An 18,387-nucleotide genomic window follows, 5' to 3' on the forward strand; every position below is an offset into this window, starting at 1 on the left:
AGTAGGTATCTGGCCTAATGAGGTCGCTAGCTTAACTTTGCCAGCTCGTCCTTCACCAATTGCGCGAGCTCCTCGTAGGAAAGGGCCCCCGCGACCAACTGGTTACCAATCAGGGTCGCAGGCGTTCCTTGTACCCCCAGTAAGGTTGCCACACGCAAGCTGTTGCGCAGCTCCTCGGTTGCCTTACCCTCAACGTTAAGCGCCACATTGTCGGTGGCTGCAAGCGCTTTATTGATATCGGTTTCCGTCAATATCCCTTGCTTGCTCATCAGTTGGTCATGCAGCGCGAGAAAGCGAGCGGGAGCCTGTTGCCAGAGGGTCAGCGTGTATTGCGCCGCTTTGGCAGAGGTGGGCCCTTTGAAGGGTAACAATTTGATCACCAACCCCAGATCATTCGGGTGCTCCTTGAGCAATCGGTTTAATTGCGGATCAAATTGTTTGCAATATCCGCAGTTGTAGTCAGTAAACAGTACCAGTGTCAGTTTTGGATTTTTGGCACCAAAGCGTGGGCTGGTTGCGCTGCTAAAGAGTACATCTTTGTTGCCCTTAATCACGTTACCAAGCTGAGACGCTTGCGCATCACTATTTTGTTGCTCCCAAGCGTCGGCCGCTTCGTCGAGGATCTTCGGATTCGCAATCAGGGTTTCACGAATGAGCGCTTTGATCCGCGTCTCTTGCTCTGGGGTGAACGGGGCGGCAGAGAGCGACGGCGTTAACGCGGCAGTCATCAGGGTTGCGGCAATCAGAGCGCGTAGGTTCATCAGTATCCTCTTTCGACAGTAGGTTGAGTTGAGATTCATTAAGGGCTCCACGAAGCGAGCAATCGCATTTGGCTCACGCTTGTTCGCTAAAAGGGGGATCAGTATACTGCGGCGAGTCCAAATTAGAGGTGTTCGATGCTCAAACTTGCCCGCGTTTTGCTGCTTGGTCTATTGCTTATTTTCTGGTTCTTGTTCGGCCTGCTGCTCTGTTTGGTGCGCCCGCGCCACCCTAACAACGTCTATGTCTTTGCTCAGATGTACCATGCTGTTTGCCCACTCATTGGGGTTCGCGTCAAGATCACCCTGCCCGAGGAGGTGAAAAACGTCGGCCCAGCCGTGTATGTCTGCAACCATCAAAGTAACTTTGATATTTTCACTGTCACCGGCGCAGTCCAACCCGGGGTGGTGGCGGTGGGTAAGAAGAGCCTGCTGTGGCTCCCTTTCTTTGGTCTGCTGTTCTGGCTCTCTGGCAATATTTTGATTGATCGCTCCAACCGTTCACGGGCCATTGGCACCATCGGGCAGGTGGTGGATCGGATTAAAGCCAAGGGCACCTCAATCTGGATGTTCCCAGAAGGGACTCGTTCACGTGGTCGTGGTTTATTGCCATTCAAGGCTGGCGCATTCCATACGGCGGTACAAGCGGGCGTGCCTGTGGTGCCGATCGTTTGCTCTAGCTACTTTGGTCAAATAGACCTTAATCGCTGGGATAATGGCGAGATTTTATTGGAGCTAATGGCTCCTTGCAGCAGTAAAGAGCATGGCGCCGCCGGTATTCGGGAGTTGTCTGATCTTTGCCGAGTAAGAATGGAGGCCAAGCTGGCCGAACTCGACAGCAAACTTGGCCTTGTCCCCTCCCAAACACAGAGCTAGGGCCCACTTCTAAAGGTCTAGGTGCCGTGGTCAGCCTATTATGCGGTTCACACGGTGCCAGCTCTCTTGCCAAGTCAATCTGTAGTGGTCTAATCATCTCGGACACTATGTTAGGTGGTACAGTCGCCACCATAATGTGAGGTGTTCAATGACGAGATCTCGTCGCTCATGTACTGCCCAATCAAACTCGCAGCCGCATCCCTAGTGCTCGACCAGGGGTATTCTGTTCCCGCAGCCAGCCGTTCACTGGATGTCGGTGAAACCGTGCTTCGCCGCTGGGTTCAGCCGCTTTCCGAATACTCTGGCCCCTCAATCAGCAAAGCGCTGACCCCGGAACAGCAGAAAACGGGATATCAGTTATTACCTGATGGATTACTACAACTGGCGGTACCCACATCAACACAGTGACGGGATACCGCCAACAAAAGCCGAAAATCGACCTAACCAAGAGTTCGGATTTAGTTGACCACTACAACGTGAGCAAGTCACGCACGCCCCTAGCGCAAGGTAGCAACTGAACCGTGCTAAGAAGAGCGGTGTTTAAGGGCCGATCACTCTTCCAAACTAATACCAATGTTGGAGACCCCATCTTGAGCGGCAAAGAGCTTAATCGCTAAGATCCGATCACTGTCGCGCTCATGTGCCACCCGCTTGAGCAACTCGACCTGAAATTCGAGCTCAGCTTCCATATATGGATGCTCATATAGCTCCTCCTCGTTCAGTTCTCGCTCTTCCAGTAACTCGATAAAACCAGCGACAGTACCAACTGAAGCGTGGCTTGCATCCATGGCCTCTTCGCCGACCCTGCAAATCACCGAGTTGTAAGCACACCCTAGCGCCACACAGGCATCCAATGCGGGATAGGCGCCGTAAGATTCGAATTTTCGTGGGTCTGGAATATGTGACTCGAACTCTTCGAGGATCGCCCCCAGATTAACCCGAGAACTCTTCACGGTGAGATAACCCCACATTTGATCTAATGCTTGGCGAAAGGCGTTCGCATTACCAAAGCCAGAGGCTTGGCTGAACAGGGCATAGTTAGGGTACATGCGCTCTGCCAGCGCCAAGGTGTAGACCGTCTGCTGCCAAGGCTGAAGCTCGGCTAGTCGCTTATAAAACTTGTCACCAAACACTGGGGAGAATCCTCTGCAAAATGTGGGACGGATTGTAGCCCACGAGAGAACTGACGAAAATGAAAAAGCACCCTGGTCGGCTATGTTACGCAAACAACTCAGGTAACATGCAGCAACCACGCTAGCGAACTGCCTGATATATCGCTGTAAGGAAGGATCTCATGAGCCAACATACCCTGCTTTTACTTAGCCAAGACAACGACCACTATGAGCGTTTACTGCGAGCCGCAAGCCTCCCTCATCTGCACATTCTTCGTGCTGACAACCACGCCGCCGCCGCCCAACTCATCGGCCAAGCACATATTGTGATGGCCGAACCGGCCCGCGCCAAACCTTTGCTAGATCAGGCGCATAAGCTTTGTTGGCTACAAGCGACCTATGCTGGGGTTGATACCCTACTGGATATCGGCAGTCGCCGTGATTATCAACTCACTAACGTGCGCGGTATCTTTGGTCCATTGATGAGTGAATACGTGTTTGGTCATCTGCTTAATCTGACTCGGCAAATCCCGTGCTATCGGCAGCAGCAAGCACAGCAGCAATGGCAATCACACCCCTACCAAGGACTGAAGGGCCAAACCCTGCTCCTGCTTGGCACCGGCAGCATTGGGCAACATCTTGCCCACACTGCCCAACACTTTGGGATGCGGGTGCTCGGGGTCAGCCACAGCGGCCATGAGAAAGCGGGGTTTGATCAGATCTATCAACTGGCTGCGCTTAACAGGGTACTCCCCCAAGCAGATGTGATTGTCAGCGTGTTACCGGCTACCCGCGACACTCACCATCTGTTCAATGCCGCTCGGTTCGTGCACTGTAAAGTCGGCGCTGTACTGATTAACGTCGGCCGTGGCAGCGCGGTACACACTGGCGATCTCATCGCGGCCTTAACATCTGGCAGGTTGGCACACGCCATACTAGATGTGTTCGAGCAAGAGCCGCTGCCTGCTGATAGCCCACTTTGGCACCTTCCTAATCTCACGATTACCCCTCATAACAGTGCTTATAGCTTTCCGGAAGAGGTCGCTCAGGTCTTTATCCGCAACTATGTTCGCTTTATTGCTGGCCAACCGCTCGACGGCAACATCGACTTCGATCGGGGGTATTAACTCATTAACTTGAGCCGATAAAAAAGCCCCACCTGATGGGTAGGGCTTGGTTTATCTAGGTTAGTTAGCAATTGTGGCTAATTGGCTATCAACCCGCTTCCAACTCCTTGCGGTAGCTCTTCACTTTTGCCAAGAACTGACGGCGCTCTTTGCCGCCTAGCGCTTCTGCCATCGGCAGCTTAGCGGTCATCGCGTTAACTGGGCGATTATTGATCCGCAGCTCATAGTGCAAATGGGCGCCCGTTGAGCGGCCGGTATTACCGGAAAGGCCAATTTTGTCACCCATTTTTACACGCTGCCCTGGTTTGACCAGCAACTTACTCAAGTGAAGGTAACGCGTCGCAAGCGTCCGGCCATGCTTAATAACGATATAAGTACCTGCTAATGGGTGACTGGTCGCCTTCTGCACCACCCCATCGCCAGTAGCCAGCACCGGGGAGCCCACAGGCATGGCAAAATCGGTCCCCTCATGGGGGCGCACAATGCCAGTCACCGGATGCATACGTGCCGGGTTAAAGTTGGAGCTAATGCGGTAACGACTGTGAGTCGGATAACGGCGGAAACCGCGCTCTAAGCTATTACCTTGACCATCGTAATAGTTGCCATCTTCAGATAACCAAGCCGAGACGGTTTTACCTTGGCTGGTCACTTCAACCCCCAGCAACTGACTGTTACCGGCACTCTTACCTTCAACCGTTTCTTGACGCACAAGCACCTTGAATTGGTCACCTTTTTTTAAGTCTTTGGCGAAATTCATACGCCACTGAAACAGGTTGGCAATTTTCTGAATATGGTGGGCAGGTATCCCCGCATTACGGGCACTGACATAAAAACTGCCATTAATGGCACCACTATAACGTTGCTGCTGCCACTCGACCTTTTCATTGATCATGTCACTGCTGTAAATATCTTCTTTACGTGTTAGCACTAGAGTTTGCTTGATATTTAAGCGGACTTTAAGTTGCTGCAGTATGTTGTCCTGATCGATCAACAACTCAATATTTTGGCCAGGTTTCAAACGTGCCAGACTGTTTTTGCTATCGGCATCTAACACCTTGTAAAGGGTGGTAGTAGAGAGTCCCAAGTTGTTAAAAATCGCCGTCAGATTTTCACCATTTCGCACTCGGTAGTCTTGCCACTGAGGTGTGGTGTCGGCCGGAATATCATCGTCTGGTGCGGTTTGGTCGACCAGTTCATGATCTGGGATTTCGTTGAAATCAGTGTTGTTTTCATTCGTTGCCGTACCGACAGTATCAATAGGCAATTCAAGGCGCAGAGGCCGCTCTAGAATATCGCCAGGCGCAGGTAATATGGCGACGGCTGACAGGGTCATCGCTGTCAGCAATAGCATCGCGTAAAAGTGTTTACGGGGAACTGGAGGTTCCCAACTGGCAGCTTGTGCCACCAAGGGACGGAGACGTTTCATCCGTTATCCTGTATCTGAATGCAAAAAAGTAAGTAACAGGCTCACTCTGATAGAGAACCACATAAAACTGTGTGGTTTGACCTCAATTTTCGCGCAGAGTTCACTTCAATCTGTATGGTTTTTTATTTTATGCCGAACTGACCGTGAATAGGCAGCAATGATCTCCATTATTTAACTTTTTCTCTCATTTTGAGAGTGTTATCGGCTCTAATTGAGCGTAATAAAGGCAAATGTTGCGATAATTTTGCTAAAAAGCCAGTGAGATACCGCAAAGACAGTTAAAAGACCCCGCATAACAGCATCCATTACGCTCCATGCGGACTCAATTTCAGCACCTTCCTTTGCTCAGATTCATCTTGGCTAAAGTCGCAATGAGGCGGTGCATGATCCCACCTCCTTACCTTTTTTTCTTCCCAATCTGTTTCATCGCGCGATAGATCATATGTGGCGCAGCAGCCTGCTCAGCCCTAGCATAAAGAGGGGATTGCAGACGACAGAAGCAGTCAGACTCTCCATGCTGTTGCCTATTCTACGCAGATAAACTGGGTATCCTTACAGCACTATTTACTGGAGTCTGCCATGCTCAAATTGTTACCAATATCGGTTGGATGCTTACTGCTCACTGGCTGCAGTTCAACGTGGACCCATCAAAATTTGCAGCACCATCACTGGGTGTTGGCCTCATTAGATGGTGAACAGGTTATTACTGAGCGTGATACGCCCCCGGATCTAGAGATTGGTGAACAGTTTACGGTGAACGGGATTGCAGGCTGTAACCGCTATTTTGGTCAAGGTCATCTCGAAAACGGTAAACTATGGGTCACCAGCCTTGGTAGCACTGAGATGGCGTGTAAGCCACCGTTAGACAACATAGAGCGAGCGGTTCTGACCACCTTGACAGAGGGTGCCGAGCTACACGGGTCAACCCACACCCTGATTCTTCAAGGCAAGCAACATCGGCTGGAGTACCGCCTGCGCGACTGGATGACCTAGCCACATCATCAGCAGGAACATCTGCTCGGGCTGTGACAAAATATGGAGTAGTACTCGCGATGGAGAGTGCCTTAGCTATGTCGTCGATGGATCATCTTTTTGACCACATCAAACAGCTCCCAACGATTCCAAAGTTACTCCACGAGCTGGTGAAGAGCTTTAACGATGAAAATTCTCGCATTGATGAGATGGCTGCCAAAATTGCCATGGACCAAGTGATCAGCGTCAAAGTATTACGCATCGCTAACTCCGCTGCCCTGCGTCGAGGTGATAACAACATCACATCCATCGAGCAGGCCGTCCTTCGCCTAGGCATCGACCGACTACGATCCCTCGTGATTGTTTGTGGAATCATCAAGACCTTTAATCCATCACCTAGTTTTGATAAGAACAAATTTTGGTCAGATACCTTCCTTGTCGCGACGATCGCCAAGGCACTCGCCCAAGAGACTCAGACGCTAGATCCTGAAACAGCCTTTACCGCAGCGTTAATCCACAACATCGGCGAACTACTCATCCAAAGTTCATTGCCAAAAGAGGCCGAACTCATTAATTTAGCCATCCAAAATGGGGCCAGCAGAGTCGATGCTCAGCGCGAAATGCTGGGTTTTGACTATGCCCAAATTGGTGCTGAACTGGCACGACGCTGGAATCTGTCAAACAGTTTTGTCGATGCAATTGATCAACAACTAGACCCGCTGTCATACCAACCGGTCAGCCAAGAGGCGGTTCTTATCCGTCTTGCTGTGTTCATCTCTTTTGCATGGAATGCGGGCGTGCCTACCCAGGCAATCATCACTCGTTTCCCTCAACAACTCGCAGACCAGCTGGGTCTTGACCCAGCGGTGATCGATGGCCAACTGGACGCTCTGCACGAAGAGGGCAATGCGCTCACCACACTCCTAACTGACTGAATCATCATGAACTATCCATTTTTATTTCATCCCCAAGTTACACCTTGGTTCCAAGCTAGTGCTGACACCCTCCTGCTCACTCTTTTTAGCGAACGAGATACACCTATCCGTCACGTGTGGGTTCGCCACGAACCTGATAATGAAGAGTATCTGATACCCATGAAGCCTGTTTCAGTGCAGGACAGATTGCAGGTATGGCAAGCGACATTACCACTGAGCAAAGTAGAGGAGATCCACCTCTACTGTTTCAAGTGCCTTACTGATGAAACGCAATGGTGGTTGCATGGTGCTGGGATCAGCTCGCATATCCCGCCCCGAGAACAACATTTGCGTTTCAATAGTCAGCATCAGCCACCGGCGTGGGTCCAAGATCAGGTATTTTATCAAATCTTCCCCGACCGCTTTTGCGATGGCGATCCCTCACTCAGCGTGAAGCACCATGAATATCAATATGGTGGTAAGGCGGTCATTAGTAAGGAATGGGGGGCACCGGTAAGTCCACACGAGGAGGGGCACGGTGCCAGTGAGTTTTATGGTGGTGACCTTGTTGGGATCGACAAAAAATTGGACTATTTGCACTCGTTAGGAGTAACCGCGCTCTATCTCAACCCGATCTTCGACTCCCCTAGCAATCACAAATACGACACTCAGGACTACCTCAACGTAGATCGTCATCTAGGTAGTAACGCACAATTTGCCGATCTCACTCGCCATCTCCACCAGCGCGGTATGAAAATTATTCTCGACGCGGTAGTAAATCATACCTCGACCCAACACCCTTGGTTCTGCTCACCTGAAGGTGCACATACTAACCCAGACTCACCGTGGCGTAGTTTCTATACCTTTGATAGCAATGGAGATTACGTAAGTTGGAAGGGGATCCGCAGCCTCCCCAAACTCGATTTTGCCAGTGAACAAGTACAAGATGCGATCTACCGAGCCGATGATGCCATTCTGCGCTATTGGATGAGAGCCCCCTACCAGATAGATGGCTGGCGCTTCGATGTGATCCACATGTTGGGGGAGCGCGGCAGCGCCAAAGGTAATCGCCACCACGTTCAGGCTATTCGGCGCGCAGTGAAACAGGAAAATCCCGATGCCTATGTACTTGGCGAACATTTTTTTGAGGCAAGTCAGTGGCTGCAGGGAGATCAAGAAGATGGCGCCATGAACTACTATGGCTTTGCCCATCCCATTCGAGCCTTCCTTGCGGGCCAAGACATAGCCTATCACCCTATCCACATCCGTGCCGAGGAGCTTGATCGCTGGCTCAAACTGGCACGCGCCCATATCCCATTCAAGAACCAACTAGCGCAGTTCAACCTACTTGATAGCCACGACACCGCACGCTTTCTCTATTTGCTGGGCGAAGACAAACAGACAATGCAACTTGCCGTCACCCTGCTGCTCACTTATATCGGGGTTCCTTCTATCTACTACGGTGACGAAGTTGGCCTATCGGGAGGGAATGATCCTGACTGTCGCCGCTGCTTCCCCTGGGATACTACTCGGTGGGATCACGCCCTACATGATCACTACCAGCGCCTGATCCAGATTCGCCGCCAACGCCCCTCACTGCGTCGTGGCGATATCCAAACCCTCTATGCAGGCTCGCACAGCTATGTGTTTGCCCGCACCTTGCAAAGTGATCAGGTCTTGGTGGCCTGTAATCGTCACCCTACTGACGCTCGAACGCTCAACCTGCCGCTATGGCAAACCGCCAGTCCTGCCAGCCGTTTTACCGATGCACTTAATGGCGACAAATTCGAAAGGGTAGAGGGTATGTTACAAGTAACCGTTCCCGCTAACTCGGCTAGGGTACTCCTCTCCAGTTAAGCGCTCTACAGTGTTAAACAGGTTGGTGGGTTGCGGTCGAGACACGACCGCAACCCACTAACTTAGCGCCTGCACGACTACAGCGATGCGTTGCCGCAACGTGACAACATAAAAAACATCAACCTGCCCCTACTGTGCATTTCTTCATGCTCCATCAGGCCAAACTACCGCCAATCTGCCACGCCGCTCGCTATGAGTAACTACCGGTTAGCGCAAGCGGCACATCACATCCCCACCCGCGCTCTTGGCTCAGCCAGCTAGTTAGCCAGAGTCGGATAATCTCCCCGCCTCCATAGCCATAACAGCGTTATGTCTCCTCCTGATAAGTCTGGCATGACACTGAAACAGTCATAACCACAACACGACAGGCAGTACCAATCCCCGTCCACCCAGCATAGATCTGCTTTAGATAGTTTTTTTTAGTCGAGAATTTACAGGTTAAATTTTGGTTAAAAACCTAATAAAACAGCGGTTGAAGACGCAGAGTTCAGATCAACAATACGGTGTTGATATGCCGCCATATTCATGGCAGCAAGCGGGATTAGGCTATTTGAGACAATTATCATGATAATTTGCACTAGGTCATACTTTTGCAATCTCAAGGGAACTTTTAATTGATATTTCGCACCGCGAAAGTACTCTTAAGCAGTCCGATAGCCAAGGATCGGAACACAAAAAATAACTGTGATAATACCGGCCTGCTGTCACGTTGGTGTCTAATGACACTCTGGCGATGGCAGAGAAGCAAACGTCTTTCCCTACGGGGTTTTGATTGCAATGCCAATACCGAGTGGCAGGCCAAAGCCTGACTGCCGGAACAAAAAGCTAAGTCCATAAAATCAGGAGCAATATAAATGGAAAAAGTGATCTTCAAGCGTGCCGCATTAAGTGCCGCTGTGGTAGCCGCTCTGGTCGCCCCCGGCATGGCGTTGGCAGCCCAGGATATGATGAGCCCCGATTACGGCCAGTCCTATGAAGCGTTTGTCAAAGACTCCAAACTGACCGGTGGCTTGTTCTACTTCCAACGGGATCGTCAACGTATCGACGGTGACCCCACTGCGGCTAAGAAAGAAGGTAAGTACCAGTCCAACCTCAGCCACGCCACTACCCAAGCTGCTCTGAACTTCAACTCTGGCTACGCATGGGACACTGTCGGTCTGGATCTGGGCGGCTTTGGTGCCTATGACTTGGCTGTTACCGAAAATCACCCGGTCAACCAAGAGAACGAATTCTCCTTTGCTGGCCGCAGCTGGGGCAACAATGCCAAAGATGGCTCCCCTGAGGGTGGCTTCAGCCTCTCCAACGCAGCGCTAAAGCTGAAATTTTTGGACGGCGGCATTACTGCCAAGGGTGGTTATACCCAGCTGTATGTCCCTGGCCAAATCGGTGTTAACTGGTCTTATCAACCAGGTACCTATCGTGGTGGTCAAATCGAAGGTAACTTCGGTGGTCTCTATCTGACTTACGCCATCGCTGATGAGTACAAGGCTCCTTGGTACAAAGAGACTCAGGTCTTCTCTCGCGCCAAGGCTTGGATGGATCCGTTCGCTGATGAAAACGTCATCGACTATATCCACGGTGTCGCGGCTCGTTACACCTTCGAGAACGGCACTGCCGTAACTGGTTCCTTCGGCCAGTCAGAAGGTTACATGGACAGCTATCACGTCAAACTGGCTCACAAGTTTGACGTGTTGGGCGGCCTCTCTACCAGCTACCAGTTCTATGGCTCCGAGACCGATACCTATACCAAAGGCGGCTCCAAGGTTGAAACTTACGACGGCTTAGCATGGCAGCAAGCGCTGACTGCCGCTTGGAACTACGCCCAGTACGGCTTCCGTCTAGAAGGTCTATGGACCAAGGCTGAAGGTGCAGAAGGTAACTACCTGCCCCGTCTGACCCGTGGCTACGCCAACTCCCAAGGTGCCAACGAAATCTGGTGGGACTCCCGCTCCGACTGGAATGCTAACAACGAAAAAGCACTGTTCTTCGGCGTGAACCGCTCGCTGGATGATCTGGTCGGTGCGCCGGGCTGGTCTGTCGGCGTATCCGGTGCCTACGGTTGGGACATCGAAAATGGCCAAGGCAAGAAAGCCGCCAATGGCGAAGACACTGAGTGGGCTGTCAACTTTGATGTCAGCTATACCGTGCAGGATGGCAAGCTCAAAGGCACCCTGTTCAAGCTGCACTACACCGACTACAACAACGACATCAGCCAAGGCGGCGGTTGGACCGATTACCCCAACATTTTCGCCTCCGAGCACGACGTCAAATTCCACATCATCATGCCGTTTACCATTATGTAATCAGGCAATACGATGTCAGCGAACCGGGCCAGTTGGCCCGGTTTTATTATTTTTAGGCTGCCTTATTACCCTTGACCTAGGTGAGGATTGCCCACTAAGCCACGGTATGTGGATTGTCCCACCTGATCCTTCCTACATCCCTCTCGGCGTATAGCCATGTGACCTTGTTAGCCCACACCGCTTACGATGGCGATAAGACCATCGGTGCATAATGTGACGGTGTACCTGGGCGTTGAGTCCACCACCCCATCACACATGAGGATGCTCTTGCTGGCGTTAATGACCATTAACGCCAACCGTGCAGGTTGCTGTCGATCTGTGTACTGTAGAATCCGGACACTTGGTTGGAACATTGCAAGCGCAGCAGACTAGGGTGATGGGGGCTTGCTCTCTTAATGGGTTTATCAGCGCGTATGTATAAATGCCTCCGTCATCAAGAGCGCTGTAGCTTTTTTAACATGTCCTTTTCGCGCTTGAGCCTTCCCGCTCCTTATGTCGTTCTCACCCAGTGAAATCGGCTAACGCTGAGATAATCCTCATCAATCATGGCGTTATATTGCTGTTTTTGCGCCGATCCCGACCATGTTACCCCCGTATTATCAGAGCATGCTGCCGTCGATAAGCGCCTCTTACCCGTCATTGGGTTGAGCCTCTCCTATCCCTTGAGTCTGAGGCTCGGGGGGAGGGCAGGTACGCAAATACTGGTGTGGCGTCAGGCCAAATGCTTGCTTGAAACGAGCCGCGAAGCGGCTGGGGGAGTCATAGCCGCAGGCGAGTGCGACTGCGAGCGGCGTAAGCCGCTGCTGCAGCAGGGTGAGCGCATGGCTCATGCGTACTTGGGTCAGCAGCTGACGAAAGCTGTTGCCCTCGGCGGTCAGTTTGCGCACTAGTGACGCCCTGCTCATGGCGAAGTGGTGGGCGGTCATCGCCAGAGTATGCGGATCGCCAGGTGCCACGCTTAGGTGGCGGGCTAACCGTTCACTTAACGTCATGGTGGGGCTAGGAAAGAGCATGCCAAGGGCATTGACCGCGCGTAATTCGGCATAGAGACCATATATCAACTGAATCTGGGTTTCTTCGCTGAGGCTGCGATTAGCCATGTCTGCGGTAAGCTCAAAACAGAAAGTCAGCGCTGCATTTAGCGCAAGTCGTGGCTCTGGCATTAGCAAGGGAACTGGGTCTGTTAACCATGACGGTGGAGGGGGCGTCAGTAAGCTCATTACATGGGCGCTAAATTGACCCTGATCGGGGTAATTGACGAAGGTGAGCTGGTGACCGGCGGGGATAAGCAGCCAGCTCTGCTTATCAACCGACAACCGGCTATCTTGCCACCACAGCTGTTTATGCCCCTGCTTCACCCAGATGATGGTGGGCGCATAAACGAGTACCCGATGCAGGGGTTGCTGGCGGACGCCTTGATAATGGTGCAGCTGTAGCAAAGGGGTACTCGTCACGCCGGCGCCTACGGAGTCACAAAGGTCGCGGTCAGGGTGGCGTTACCTAACGCCATGCTATTGAGCATGTAACCGACCATGGCCGGCGGAGTCTCTGCGGTCACCTCCAGTTTGGCCTCGGGCAGAGCCCAAGCGGTGAACTGATAACGGTGCATGCCGTGGCCAGCTGGCGGGCAGGGTCCGCCGTAACCTTGAGTACCAAAGTCGGTTCTAAGCTCGATCCCCTGTTTTAAGTGGCCAGAGGCGTTGCTGGCCAGCTCACTTTGGCTCACTGGCAGGTTAACCACTAGCCAATGCCACCAGCCGCTACCGGTCGGTGCATCAGGGTCATAGGCGGTGATTGCAATGCTTTTGGTGCCCGCAGGCAACCCTTGCCAACTCAACTGGGGTGAGCGGTTGTCCCCCTTACAGCCAAAGCCGTTAAAGCTAAAAGCTTTATCCATCAATTGGCCTTCCTGGATATCAGTACTGCTCAGGCTCATTGCCGCCGCGGGCAGGGCGGACAAACACAATACGGAAAGTAGGCTGATGCTTTTGGTAAGTGTCATGGTGGTGCTCCTTGATCAATGGCTTGTTCTCAAATGAGATTTTTATGATGCCAGTCTACCGGAGAGTGCCACGTTAAGAGTAACAATAAGGCTCAATATTGGCTTAATAAGTAATATTACTGAGTCAAAGAGGATCTGTTGGGCAAAGGGATAGACCATGACAGGGAAAAGGCGATAAGTGCGCTCATGGTCGAACGAGCATAAAAAAACGGCCTTCAAATGAAGGCCGTTTTAGGCAAAGAGAGAGGCTGTTAGCGCAGGATCATCTGCTCTCGCCCCGGACCTACAGAAACCATCGGCACAGGGACACCTAGCAGTGCTTCAATACGTAACACATAGTGCTGGGCGGCTTTGGGCAACTCATCGAACTTGCGGCAGTGGGAAATATCTTCACTCCACGCTTCCATGGCTTCATACACCGGCTTAAGACCGGCCGTTTGTGGCCAGATCGGGTTTTCAGTGTGAGCCCCTTCATAGGCAACACAGATTTTCAGATCAGGCATACCAGAGAGGCAGTCCAGTTTGGTCAGTGCGATCTCGGTAGCGGCTTGGATCTCTAGTCCCTGTTTGGTCGCAACGGCATCGAAGTAACCGATGTCGCGGGGACGGCCTGTGGTAGCACCAAACTCGTTGGCAAATTGCCGAAACTCGTCCTGATTCTCCATGGCCGTGATCAAGGTGCCAGTACCGACGGAGGTGCTGAATGCTTTGGCGACCGCAATGACCCGCTCGGGACGCAGCGCAGGCAAACCACCACCGATCCCCGCATAAGCGCCAGAGACATGGGATGAGGTAACCCAAGGATACTCGCCATAAATAAGGTCACGACCGGCACCAAGCTGGGCTTCGAACAGCAGAGTTTCCCCTTTGGCCTGAATGGCCTTGAGTGGTTCGCTGACGTTACAGATAGCATCTCGCCATGGCGCTGAGACCGCTAACAACCAGTCGGCCATCTCTTGAGCGGTTTGGCTGAACTCAAAAGTGGGGTAGAGGGCTTTGAGTTGGGGCAGTTTCCAGTCGAGGAAAAATTGAATGCGCTCGACCAGCACCTCTGGCTGTTTCAGCCAGCCGACCAAAATCGCCTTCTTCATCACGCGATCACCATAAGCAGGTGCGATCCCCTGCCGGGTCGAACCATAAGCGCCATCGCCCAATCGAACCTCTTCCAGGGTATCTTCCAGCGCGTGGATAGGCAGGCAGAAGGTAGCACGATCAGAAATAGCCAATTTGGGCGTCACACCTGCGGCTTTGACTTCTGCCAGCTCACGGGTCAGCGGCTCTGGGCTGATCACCATGCCAGGGCCGAGCACGACGAGGCAATCAGGGTTGAACACGCCGCTCGGCAATTGATGCAATTTGAAGGTGCCAAGATCGTTGACCACGGTATGGCCAGCATTATTCCCGCCTTGAAAGCGGATGCTCGCAGCGGATTGACCTGCCAGATAATCAACGATGCGGCCTTTGCCCTCATCACCCCAGTTAGCACCAACAACGACGATAGATGACATGTTCTTTCTCCTAAGACGTTAGGCGTTCATCCTAGGAGTCTGTTGTAGATTAGAAAAATTAATTATCTTTATTGTTCCGATAATAAATTCATATAATTTAAGCCATCATCACCTACTAGCCCGCTGATGGCATGGTACGAATCAGTAGATGAATTGACTTTGTTGACGCAGCAGATTGCACCAGTGGCCTTGTTGTCGGCTGCCGGGCGTGATTAACAAGAGAACCCAATGTTAGATATTCACTGGTTACACACTTTCGTTACCTTGGCGCGTTTACAGCACTTTGGCCAGACGGCGACGGAGTTGCACATGACCCAGCCCAATGTCAGTTTGCACCTGAAAAATTTGGAGCAGGCCACTCGGGTGAAGTTGGTTGAACGCAGCCCGTTTCGCTTGACCCAAGCTGGCGAGCGGCTGTTACAAAGTGCCGAACGTGCCATCAATGAGCTGCAGTTGTGTCAAGCCGACCTCAATGCCCTGAATCAGTTGAGTCAGGGCACGCTGGCGATCGCGGCCAGCGATATCATCTCTCGGTTGTTGTTAATCCAGCCGTTCCAACGGTTCAAGCAGGCTTTTCCTGGTATTGACCTGACCTTGTTCAACACGACGTCGGACCAGGCGGCAGAGCTGGTAAGGGGTGGGAAGGCCGATCTGGGATTTGTGATGGCGCAAAAGCGCAGTGAACCTTTGTTTTATACCGAGTTACAGCAGGTAAGGTGGTGTGCACTCGGTCACGGGCTGGCGCGCTGGCAGGAAAAGGGAGCACAACGCGATCCCCTTGATGAACCCACGTTGATCCTGCTCGGGCACGATACCCGTACTCGCGCCTTGATCGACCCATCGTTACCCCTGTTGGCGTTACCTCCTTATCGGATCATGGAGGTGGGCAGTGTGGATGCTCAGCTTGATTGGGCCGAAGCGGGGTTTGGCGTTGCCATCGTGCCAGACTTTTCACTCCATGCCCGGTTCAAACTTACGGCACCAGTGACCAGCTTGACCGCATTTCCCGCCACAAGTTTGGGCTATGTGGTGCGCCAAAATCAGGTATTGTCGCGGGCAATTAAACAGCTATTGCACTGGGTAGAGGAGGAAATTGAGCAGCCCAACGTGCATGCAACATGATGAATCACTGGCCATTTTTTAGCGTGTCATGGGCTAGAATGGGGCGCGGCATTCCACCCTCATCCGTTGATCTGTGACTGGATGAGTAAAGGTCAATTCGCTGGCATGTAGCATCAACCGTGGTGCTTGAGCGCAGCCGGGTAGCAGCAAGCCGCCATAGAGATCACAGCCAAGGATAGGGTGCCCCAGCTGCTGGCAGTGCAGACGTAGTTGATGAGTTCGGCCGGTTTCTGGCTCCAGCCGTACTCGTGTTAATGGCACGATTTGCCCTTGCAGCTCAGTGGTTAGCCGGTCCATCACCTGATAGTGCGAGCGAGCTGGTTTGCCATTGATGCAGATCGTCATGCGGGGAAACAGCGCGGGGTCTTTAGCGATGGGTGCGTCGATCACTCCTTGCTCGTCGGCCAAATGTCCGCACAGTAGAGCATGGTAGATCTTGCTTATTCTGCGCTGGCTGAATTGCTGGCCAAGCTGCGCATTGATGGCTCGGTTTTTGGCTACCACCATGATGCCCGAGGTGCCAAAGTCGAGACGATGCACCAGTGTACAGCCGGGATAATCTTGCACCAATCGGTAGTGAACTGAGTCGAGGTTTTGTGGGTGTTTGCCCGACAAGCTCAGCAGACCGCTTGGTTTGTCGATAAGCAGTAGATGCTCATCCTCAAACAGAAGCGCGATGCTGGCAGGACAGGGGGGCGCAATAAAGTGATCGACGACAAGAGACATGCAGAGGGATTGGCTGAACAGGGGGAGCCATCATACCTGAACTGCCGATACTGAGGTAATGGGATGTGCCATCAATCGCGCAGAGATCGGTTATGGTGTGGTGCTTGGCCGCTGAGCGAGAATGAGGCAGGTTGGCAGGCATCGGTCTTGACGTGAAGCGATGCGATGGCGGTTCGGAGGGGGCTGACCTCTGATATAGCGGATGTGGTGACTGGCTGGTGATGACGCGCAGCAACCTAGAAGGGGATAACATGCAGAAAATGACGGTCATAGTGTTAGCCTGCTGGCAGCTAGCGGGATGCGCCACCCCATTTGAGCGGATGTGGCAAGGGCTAGCGACCTGCGAGCTGACCGACCTGTACATTGATAGTGAAACGGGACAGGCTGTTAATGCCCAGCTGCGGACTTATACCCCTTACAAACAGAGTGAGGGGTTTGCTTGGTACAAAGTGCACCAAGAGTTACACGGGTTACCTATCACCGGTTTTATTGTGCCGATGTCCACTTTCGAAGTGCATGCACTGTTTGTTGATACCCCGATTGCGAATGCGCGGCGTTTAACTCATAACGCTTTTGGCAGCGACTTCAGTGATGAACGCCAGCACGCCTTAGGTGAAGCACCGTTGTTACTACGGGACCCTAAAAATCCCAAGCGGGCTATCATCGACTGCACCAAAGAGGAGTCTACAGATGAGCCAGAACAACCACCGATGCCTGAATAGTGGTGGGGCTTATCAAATAACAAGGGCTAACCTAGTCGGTTGGCCCTTGTTATTTTTTCTGTTCAGCGCTGACCTAGGCATTGCTCTGGCATTGCTCTGGCATTGCTTAGGGATAGTGCAGCGTTGCTTTGAGCAGGGGGAGCTCAGCTGCGAGCCAAGCCGGATTAATCGGGCCCCAATCGCTGATCCGGTAATGCCCTTGCAGATGGCGAGCCCCAGCGCTCTGCTCGAACACGCAACGGATATCGATCTCAGCCAGCGCCGTCAGGGTATCTTGGGCGGTACGCCGTGGCATGCCGGTCGCCTCCATAATAGCGGGCACAGTATCGATACCTTGGCTGATCAGATAAGCCACATAGAGTCGTCGGTAAAAACTAGTGCGAGTCTTGCTCGGCTCGTTCATTGCTCGTCCTCAAGACGTTCAAAGTAGCGCCAAATTGCCACCGCCGCTTTACCCATTGCTAATGCCCAGATGCCAAACCAAAACCAGCGAAAAAAGCTCCACGTGCTGGCATCGGGCTCGGTACTTTCGATTTTGGTGACATTTGGGAACCACGAGAACATATTCACCCGCCAGCCATAGGAGGTCATGATGGCGAGTCGTTTCTCAAATTCCATGGATTTTGCTTTAGCTTGAACATCGGCGGCATTGAACTTGAAGTAAAAAGGCCAGCTCCAGCCGGTATCTTCGTTGCGAAACACGCGGATTTTTTCACCCGTGCGCTCGGTGTAGATGTAGTAGACATCCGTGGTTGGGCCATCTGCCGGATTTTTCTGGTTAATCGGACCATCTTTATCGGTACGTTTGACCTCTACCCCCGTGATGGTTGCGATGGTGTGCTCTGGCAGATAGTAATCGAGCCAAAGGCCAGAAAGCAGGGCGATGAGACCTAGGGTAATAAAGGCCGGTTTTTTAAATCTCAGACTCATGATGTCCTCACGTGAGGGGCGGTGGCGTGCCT

At 52.4% G+C, this 18,387-nt stretch carries 17 protein-coding genes and 2 pseudogenes; 9 read left to right on the forward strand and 10 right to left on the reverse strand.

Going from position 1 to position 18,387, the window contains the following annotated elements; translation table 11 throughout:
* Positions 1-26: 26 nt before the first annotated feature.
* Positions 27-761, reverse strand: coding sequence for a DsbA family protein (locus tag CUC53_RS00755; protein ID WP_100292391.1), 735 nt, complete (start codon positions 759-761; stop codon positions 27-29).
* 135 nt (positions 762-896) lie between these two features.
* Between CUC53_RS00755 and CUC53_RS00760 the strand changes: the two genes are divergently transcribed.
* Both CUC53_RS00760 and CUC53_RS00765 read left to right on the forward strand, forming a co-directional pair.
* Positions 897-1,634 (forward strand): 1-acylglycerol-3-phosphate O-acyltransferase, encoded by a 738-nt coding sequence (locus CUC53_RS00760; protein WP_100292392.1) that lies wholly within the window; start codon positions 897-899, stop codon positions 1,632-1,634.
* Positions 1,635-1,782: 148 nt separating this feature from the next.
* Positions 1,783-1,979 (forward strand): annotated as a pseudogene (locus CUC53_RS00765) (transposase); the annotation flags it as partial.
* A gap of 206 nt (positions 1,980-2,185) precedes the next feature.
* Here CUC53_RS00765 and CUC53_RS00775 read toward each other — a convergent pair.
* Positions 2,186-2,767 (reverse strand): YjaG family protein, encoded by a 582-nt coding sequence (locus CUC53_RS00775; protein WP_100292393.1) that lies wholly within the window; start codon positions 2,765-2,767, stop codon positions 2,186-2,188.
* 161 nt (positions 2,768-2,928) lie between these two features.
* On the opposite strand from CUC53_RS00775, the gene CUC53_RS00780 reads away from it, so the two are divergent.
* Positions 2,929-3,873 (forward strand): D-2-hydroxyacid dehydrogenase, encoded by a 945-nt coding sequence (locus CUC53_RS00780; RefSeq protein WP_100292394.1) that lies wholly within the window; start codon positions 2,929-2,931, stop codon positions 3,871-3,873.
* An 88-nt stretch (positions 3,874-3,961) separates the two neighbouring features.
* Here the strand turns inward: CUC53_RS00780 and mepM are convergent, their stop codons facing one another.
* A complete protein-coding gene (mepM, locus tag CUC53_RS00785; RefSeq protein WP_100292395.1) occupies positions 3,962-5,299 on the reverse strand; it encodes a murein DD-endopeptidase MepM in 1,338 nt (445 codons plus the stop codon).
* Between the two features lie 579 nt (positions 5,300-5,878).
* On the opposite strand from mepM, the gene CUC53_RS00790 reads away from it, so the two are divergent.
* The 4 genes from CUC53_RS00790 to CUC53_RS00805 all read left to right on the forward strand — a co-directional run bounded on the left by CUC53_RS00790 (position 5,879) and on the right by CUC53_RS00805 (position 11,345).
* A complete protein-coding gene (locus CUC53_RS00790) occupies positions 5,879-6,292 on the forward strand; it encodes an META domain-containing protein (protein ID WP_100292396.1) in 414 nt (137 codons plus the stop codon).
* A 59-nt stretch (positions 6,293-6,351) separates the two neighbouring features.
* A complete protein-coding gene (locus CUC53_RS00795) occupies positions 6,352-7,206 on the forward strand; it encodes an HDOD domain-containing protein (RefSeq protein ID WP_100292397.1) in 855 nt (284 codons plus the stop codon).
* Positions 7,207-7,212: 6 nt separating this feature from the next.
* Entirely contained in the window at positions 7,213-9,042 is a 1,830-nt protein-coding gene (gene malZ, locus CUC53_RS00800) for a maltodextrin glucosidase (protein ID WP_100292398.1), read from the forward strand.
* 854 nt (positions 9,043-9,896) lie between these two features.
* A complete protein-coding gene (locus tag CUC53_RS00805; RefSeq protein WP_100292399.1) occupies positions 9,897-11,345 on the forward strand; it encodes an OprD family outer membrane porin in 1,449 nt (482 codons plus the stop codon).
* Between the two features lie 336 nt (positions 11,346-11,681).
* Here the strand turns inward: CUC53_RS00805 and CUC53_RS00810 are convergent.
* The 4 genes and pseudogenes from CUC53_RS00810 to CUC53_RS00825 all read right to left on the reverse strand — a co-directional run.
* Positions 11,682-11,826 (reverse strand): annotated as a pseudogene (locus tag CUC53_RS00810) (IS3 family transposase); the annotation flags it as partial.
* A 148-nt stretch (positions 11,827-11,974) separates the two neighbouring features.
* Positions 11,975-12,799, reverse strand: coding sequence for a helix-turn-helix transcriptional regulator (locus tag CUC53_RS00815; protein ID WP_100292400.1), 825 nt, complete (start codon positions 12,797-12,799; stop codon positions 11,975-11,977).
* Positions 12,800-12,807: 8 nt separating this feature from the next.
* Positions 12,808-13,347: a YbhB/YbcL family Raf kinase inhibitor-like protein gene (locus CUC53_RS00820; protein WP_100292401.1), complete on the reverse strand. Its 540-nt coding sequence runs from the start codon at positions 13,345-13,347 to the stop codon at positions 12,808-12,810.
* Between the two features lie 251 nt (positions 13,348-13,598).
* On the reverse strand, positions 13,599-14,855 hold the full coding sequence (locus CUC53_RS00825) for an adenylosuccinate synthetase (protein ID WP_100292402.1): 1,257 nt from the start codon (positions 14,853-14,855) through the stop codon (positions 13,599-13,601).
* Positions 14,856-15,083: 228 nt separating this feature from the next.
* On the opposite strand from CUC53_RS00825, the gene CUC53_RS00830 reads away from it, so the two are divergent.
* Positions 15,084-15,977, forward strand: coding sequence for a LysR family transcriptional regulator (locus CUC53_RS00830; protein WP_100292403.1), 894 nt, complete (start codon positions 15,084-15,086; stop codon positions 15,975-15,977).
* A gap of 33 nt (positions 15,978-16,010) precedes the next feature.
* On the opposite strand, the gene CUC53_RS00835 is transcribed toward CUC53_RS00830, so the two are convergent.
* Positions 16,011-16,703 (reverse strand): RluA family pseudouridine synthase, encoded by a 693-nt coding sequence (locus tag CUC53_RS00835; protein ID WP_100292404.1) that lies wholly within the window; start codon positions 16,701-16,703, stop codon positions 16,011-16,013.
* Between the two features lie 251 nt (positions 16,704-16,954).
* Between CUC53_RS00835 and CUC53_RS00840 the strand changes: the two genes are divergently transcribed.
* A complete protein-coding gene (locus CUC53_RS00840; protein WP_100292405.1) occupies positions 16,955-17,425 on the forward strand; it encodes a hypothetical protein in 471 nt (156 codons plus the stop codon).
* Between the two features lie 106 nt (positions 17,426-17,531).
* Here the strand turns inward: CUC53_RS00840 and CUC53_RS00845 are convergent, their stop codons facing one another.
* A complete protein-coding gene (locus CUC53_RS00845; protein WP_100292406.1) occupies positions 17,532-17,828 on the reverse strand; it encodes a winged helix-turn-helix domain-containing protein in 297 nt (98 codons plus the stop codon).
* Positions 17,825-18,355 (reverse strand): DUF1523 family protein, encoded by a 531-nt coding sequence (locus CUC53_RS00850; RefSeq protein ID WP_167386640.1) that lies wholly within the window; start codon positions 18,353-18,355, stop codon positions 17,825-17,827. The genes CUC53_RS00845 and CUC53_RS00850 overlap by 4 nt, the downstream gene beginning before the upstream one ends.
* Positions 18,356-18,387: the final 32 nt, after the last annotated feature.

The sequence above is a fragment of the Aeromonas cavernicola genome, from assembly GCF_002795305.1.
GTDB lineage: Bacteria > Pseudomonadota > Gammaproteobacteria > Enterobacterales > Aeromonadaceae > Aeromonas > Aeromonas cavernicola.

What these genes read in the sequence shown, in the direction of transcription:
- CUC53_RS00805 (WP_100292399.1), top strand. Translation starts at nt 9,897, where the DNA reads ATGGAAAAAGTGATCTTCAAGCGTGCCGCATTAAGTGCCGCTGTGGTA.
- CUC53_RS00825 (WP_100292402.1), bottom strand. Translation starts at nt 14,855, where the DNA reads ATGTCATCTATCGTCGTTGTTGGTGCTAACTGGGGTGATGAGGGCAAA.
- malZ (WP_100292398.1), top strand. Translation starts at nt 7,213, where the DNA reads ATGAACTATCCATTTTTATTTCATCCCCAAGTTACACCTTGGTTCCAA.
- CUC53_RS00780 (WP_100292394.1), top strand. Translation starts at nt 2,929, where the DNA reads ATGAGCCAACATACCCTGCTTTTACTTAGCCAAGACAACGACCACTAT.
- CUC53_RS00835 (WP_100292404.1), bottom strand. Translation starts at nt 16,703, where the DNA reads ATGTCTCTTGTCGTCGATCACTTTATTGCGCCCCCCTGTCCTGCCAGC.
- CUC53_RS00790 (WP_100292396.1), top strand. Translation starts at nt 5,879, where the DNA reads ATGCTCAAATTGTTACCAATATCGGTTGGATGCTTACTGCTCACTGGC.
- CUC53_RS00840 (WP_100292405.1), top strand. Translation starts at nt 16,955, where the DNA reads ATGCAGAAAATGACGGTCATAGTGTTAGCCTGCTGGCAGCTAGCGGGA.
- CUC53_RS00755 (WP_100292391.1), bottom strand. Translation starts at nt 761, where the DNA reads ATGAACCTACGCGCTCTGATTGCCGCAACCCTGATGACTGCCGCGTTA.
- CUC53_RS00820 (WP_100292401.1), bottom strand. Translation starts at nt 13,347, where the DNA reads ATGACACTTACCAAAAGCATCAGCCTACTTTCCGTATTGTGTTTGTCC.
- CUC53_RS00845 (WP_100292406.1), bottom strand. Translation starts at nt 17,828, where the DNA reads ATGAACGAGCCGAGCAAGACTCGCACTAGTTTTTACCGACGACTCTAT.
- CUC53_RS00760 (WP_100292392.1), top strand. Translation starts at nt 897, where the DNA reads ATGCTCAAACTTGCCCGCGTTTTGCTGCTTGGTCTATTGCTTATTTTC.
- CUC53_RS00830 (WP_100292403.1), top strand. Translation starts at nt 15,084, where the DNA reads ATGTTAGATATTCACTGGTTACACACTTTCGTTACCTTGGCGCGTTTA.
- CUC53_RS00795 (WP_100292397.1), top strand. Translation starts at nt 6,352, where the DNA reads ATGGAGAGTGCCTTAGCTATGTCGTCGATGGATCATCTTTTTGACCAC.
- CUC53_RS00850 (WP_167386640.1), bottom strand. Translation starts at nt 18,355, where the DNA reads ATGAGTCTGAGATTTAAAAAACCGGCCTTTATTACCCTAGGTCTCATC.
- mepM (WP_100292395.1), bottom strand. Translation starts at nt 5,299, where the DNA reads ATGAAACGTCTCCGTCCCTTGGTGGCACAAGCTGCCAGTTGGGAACCT.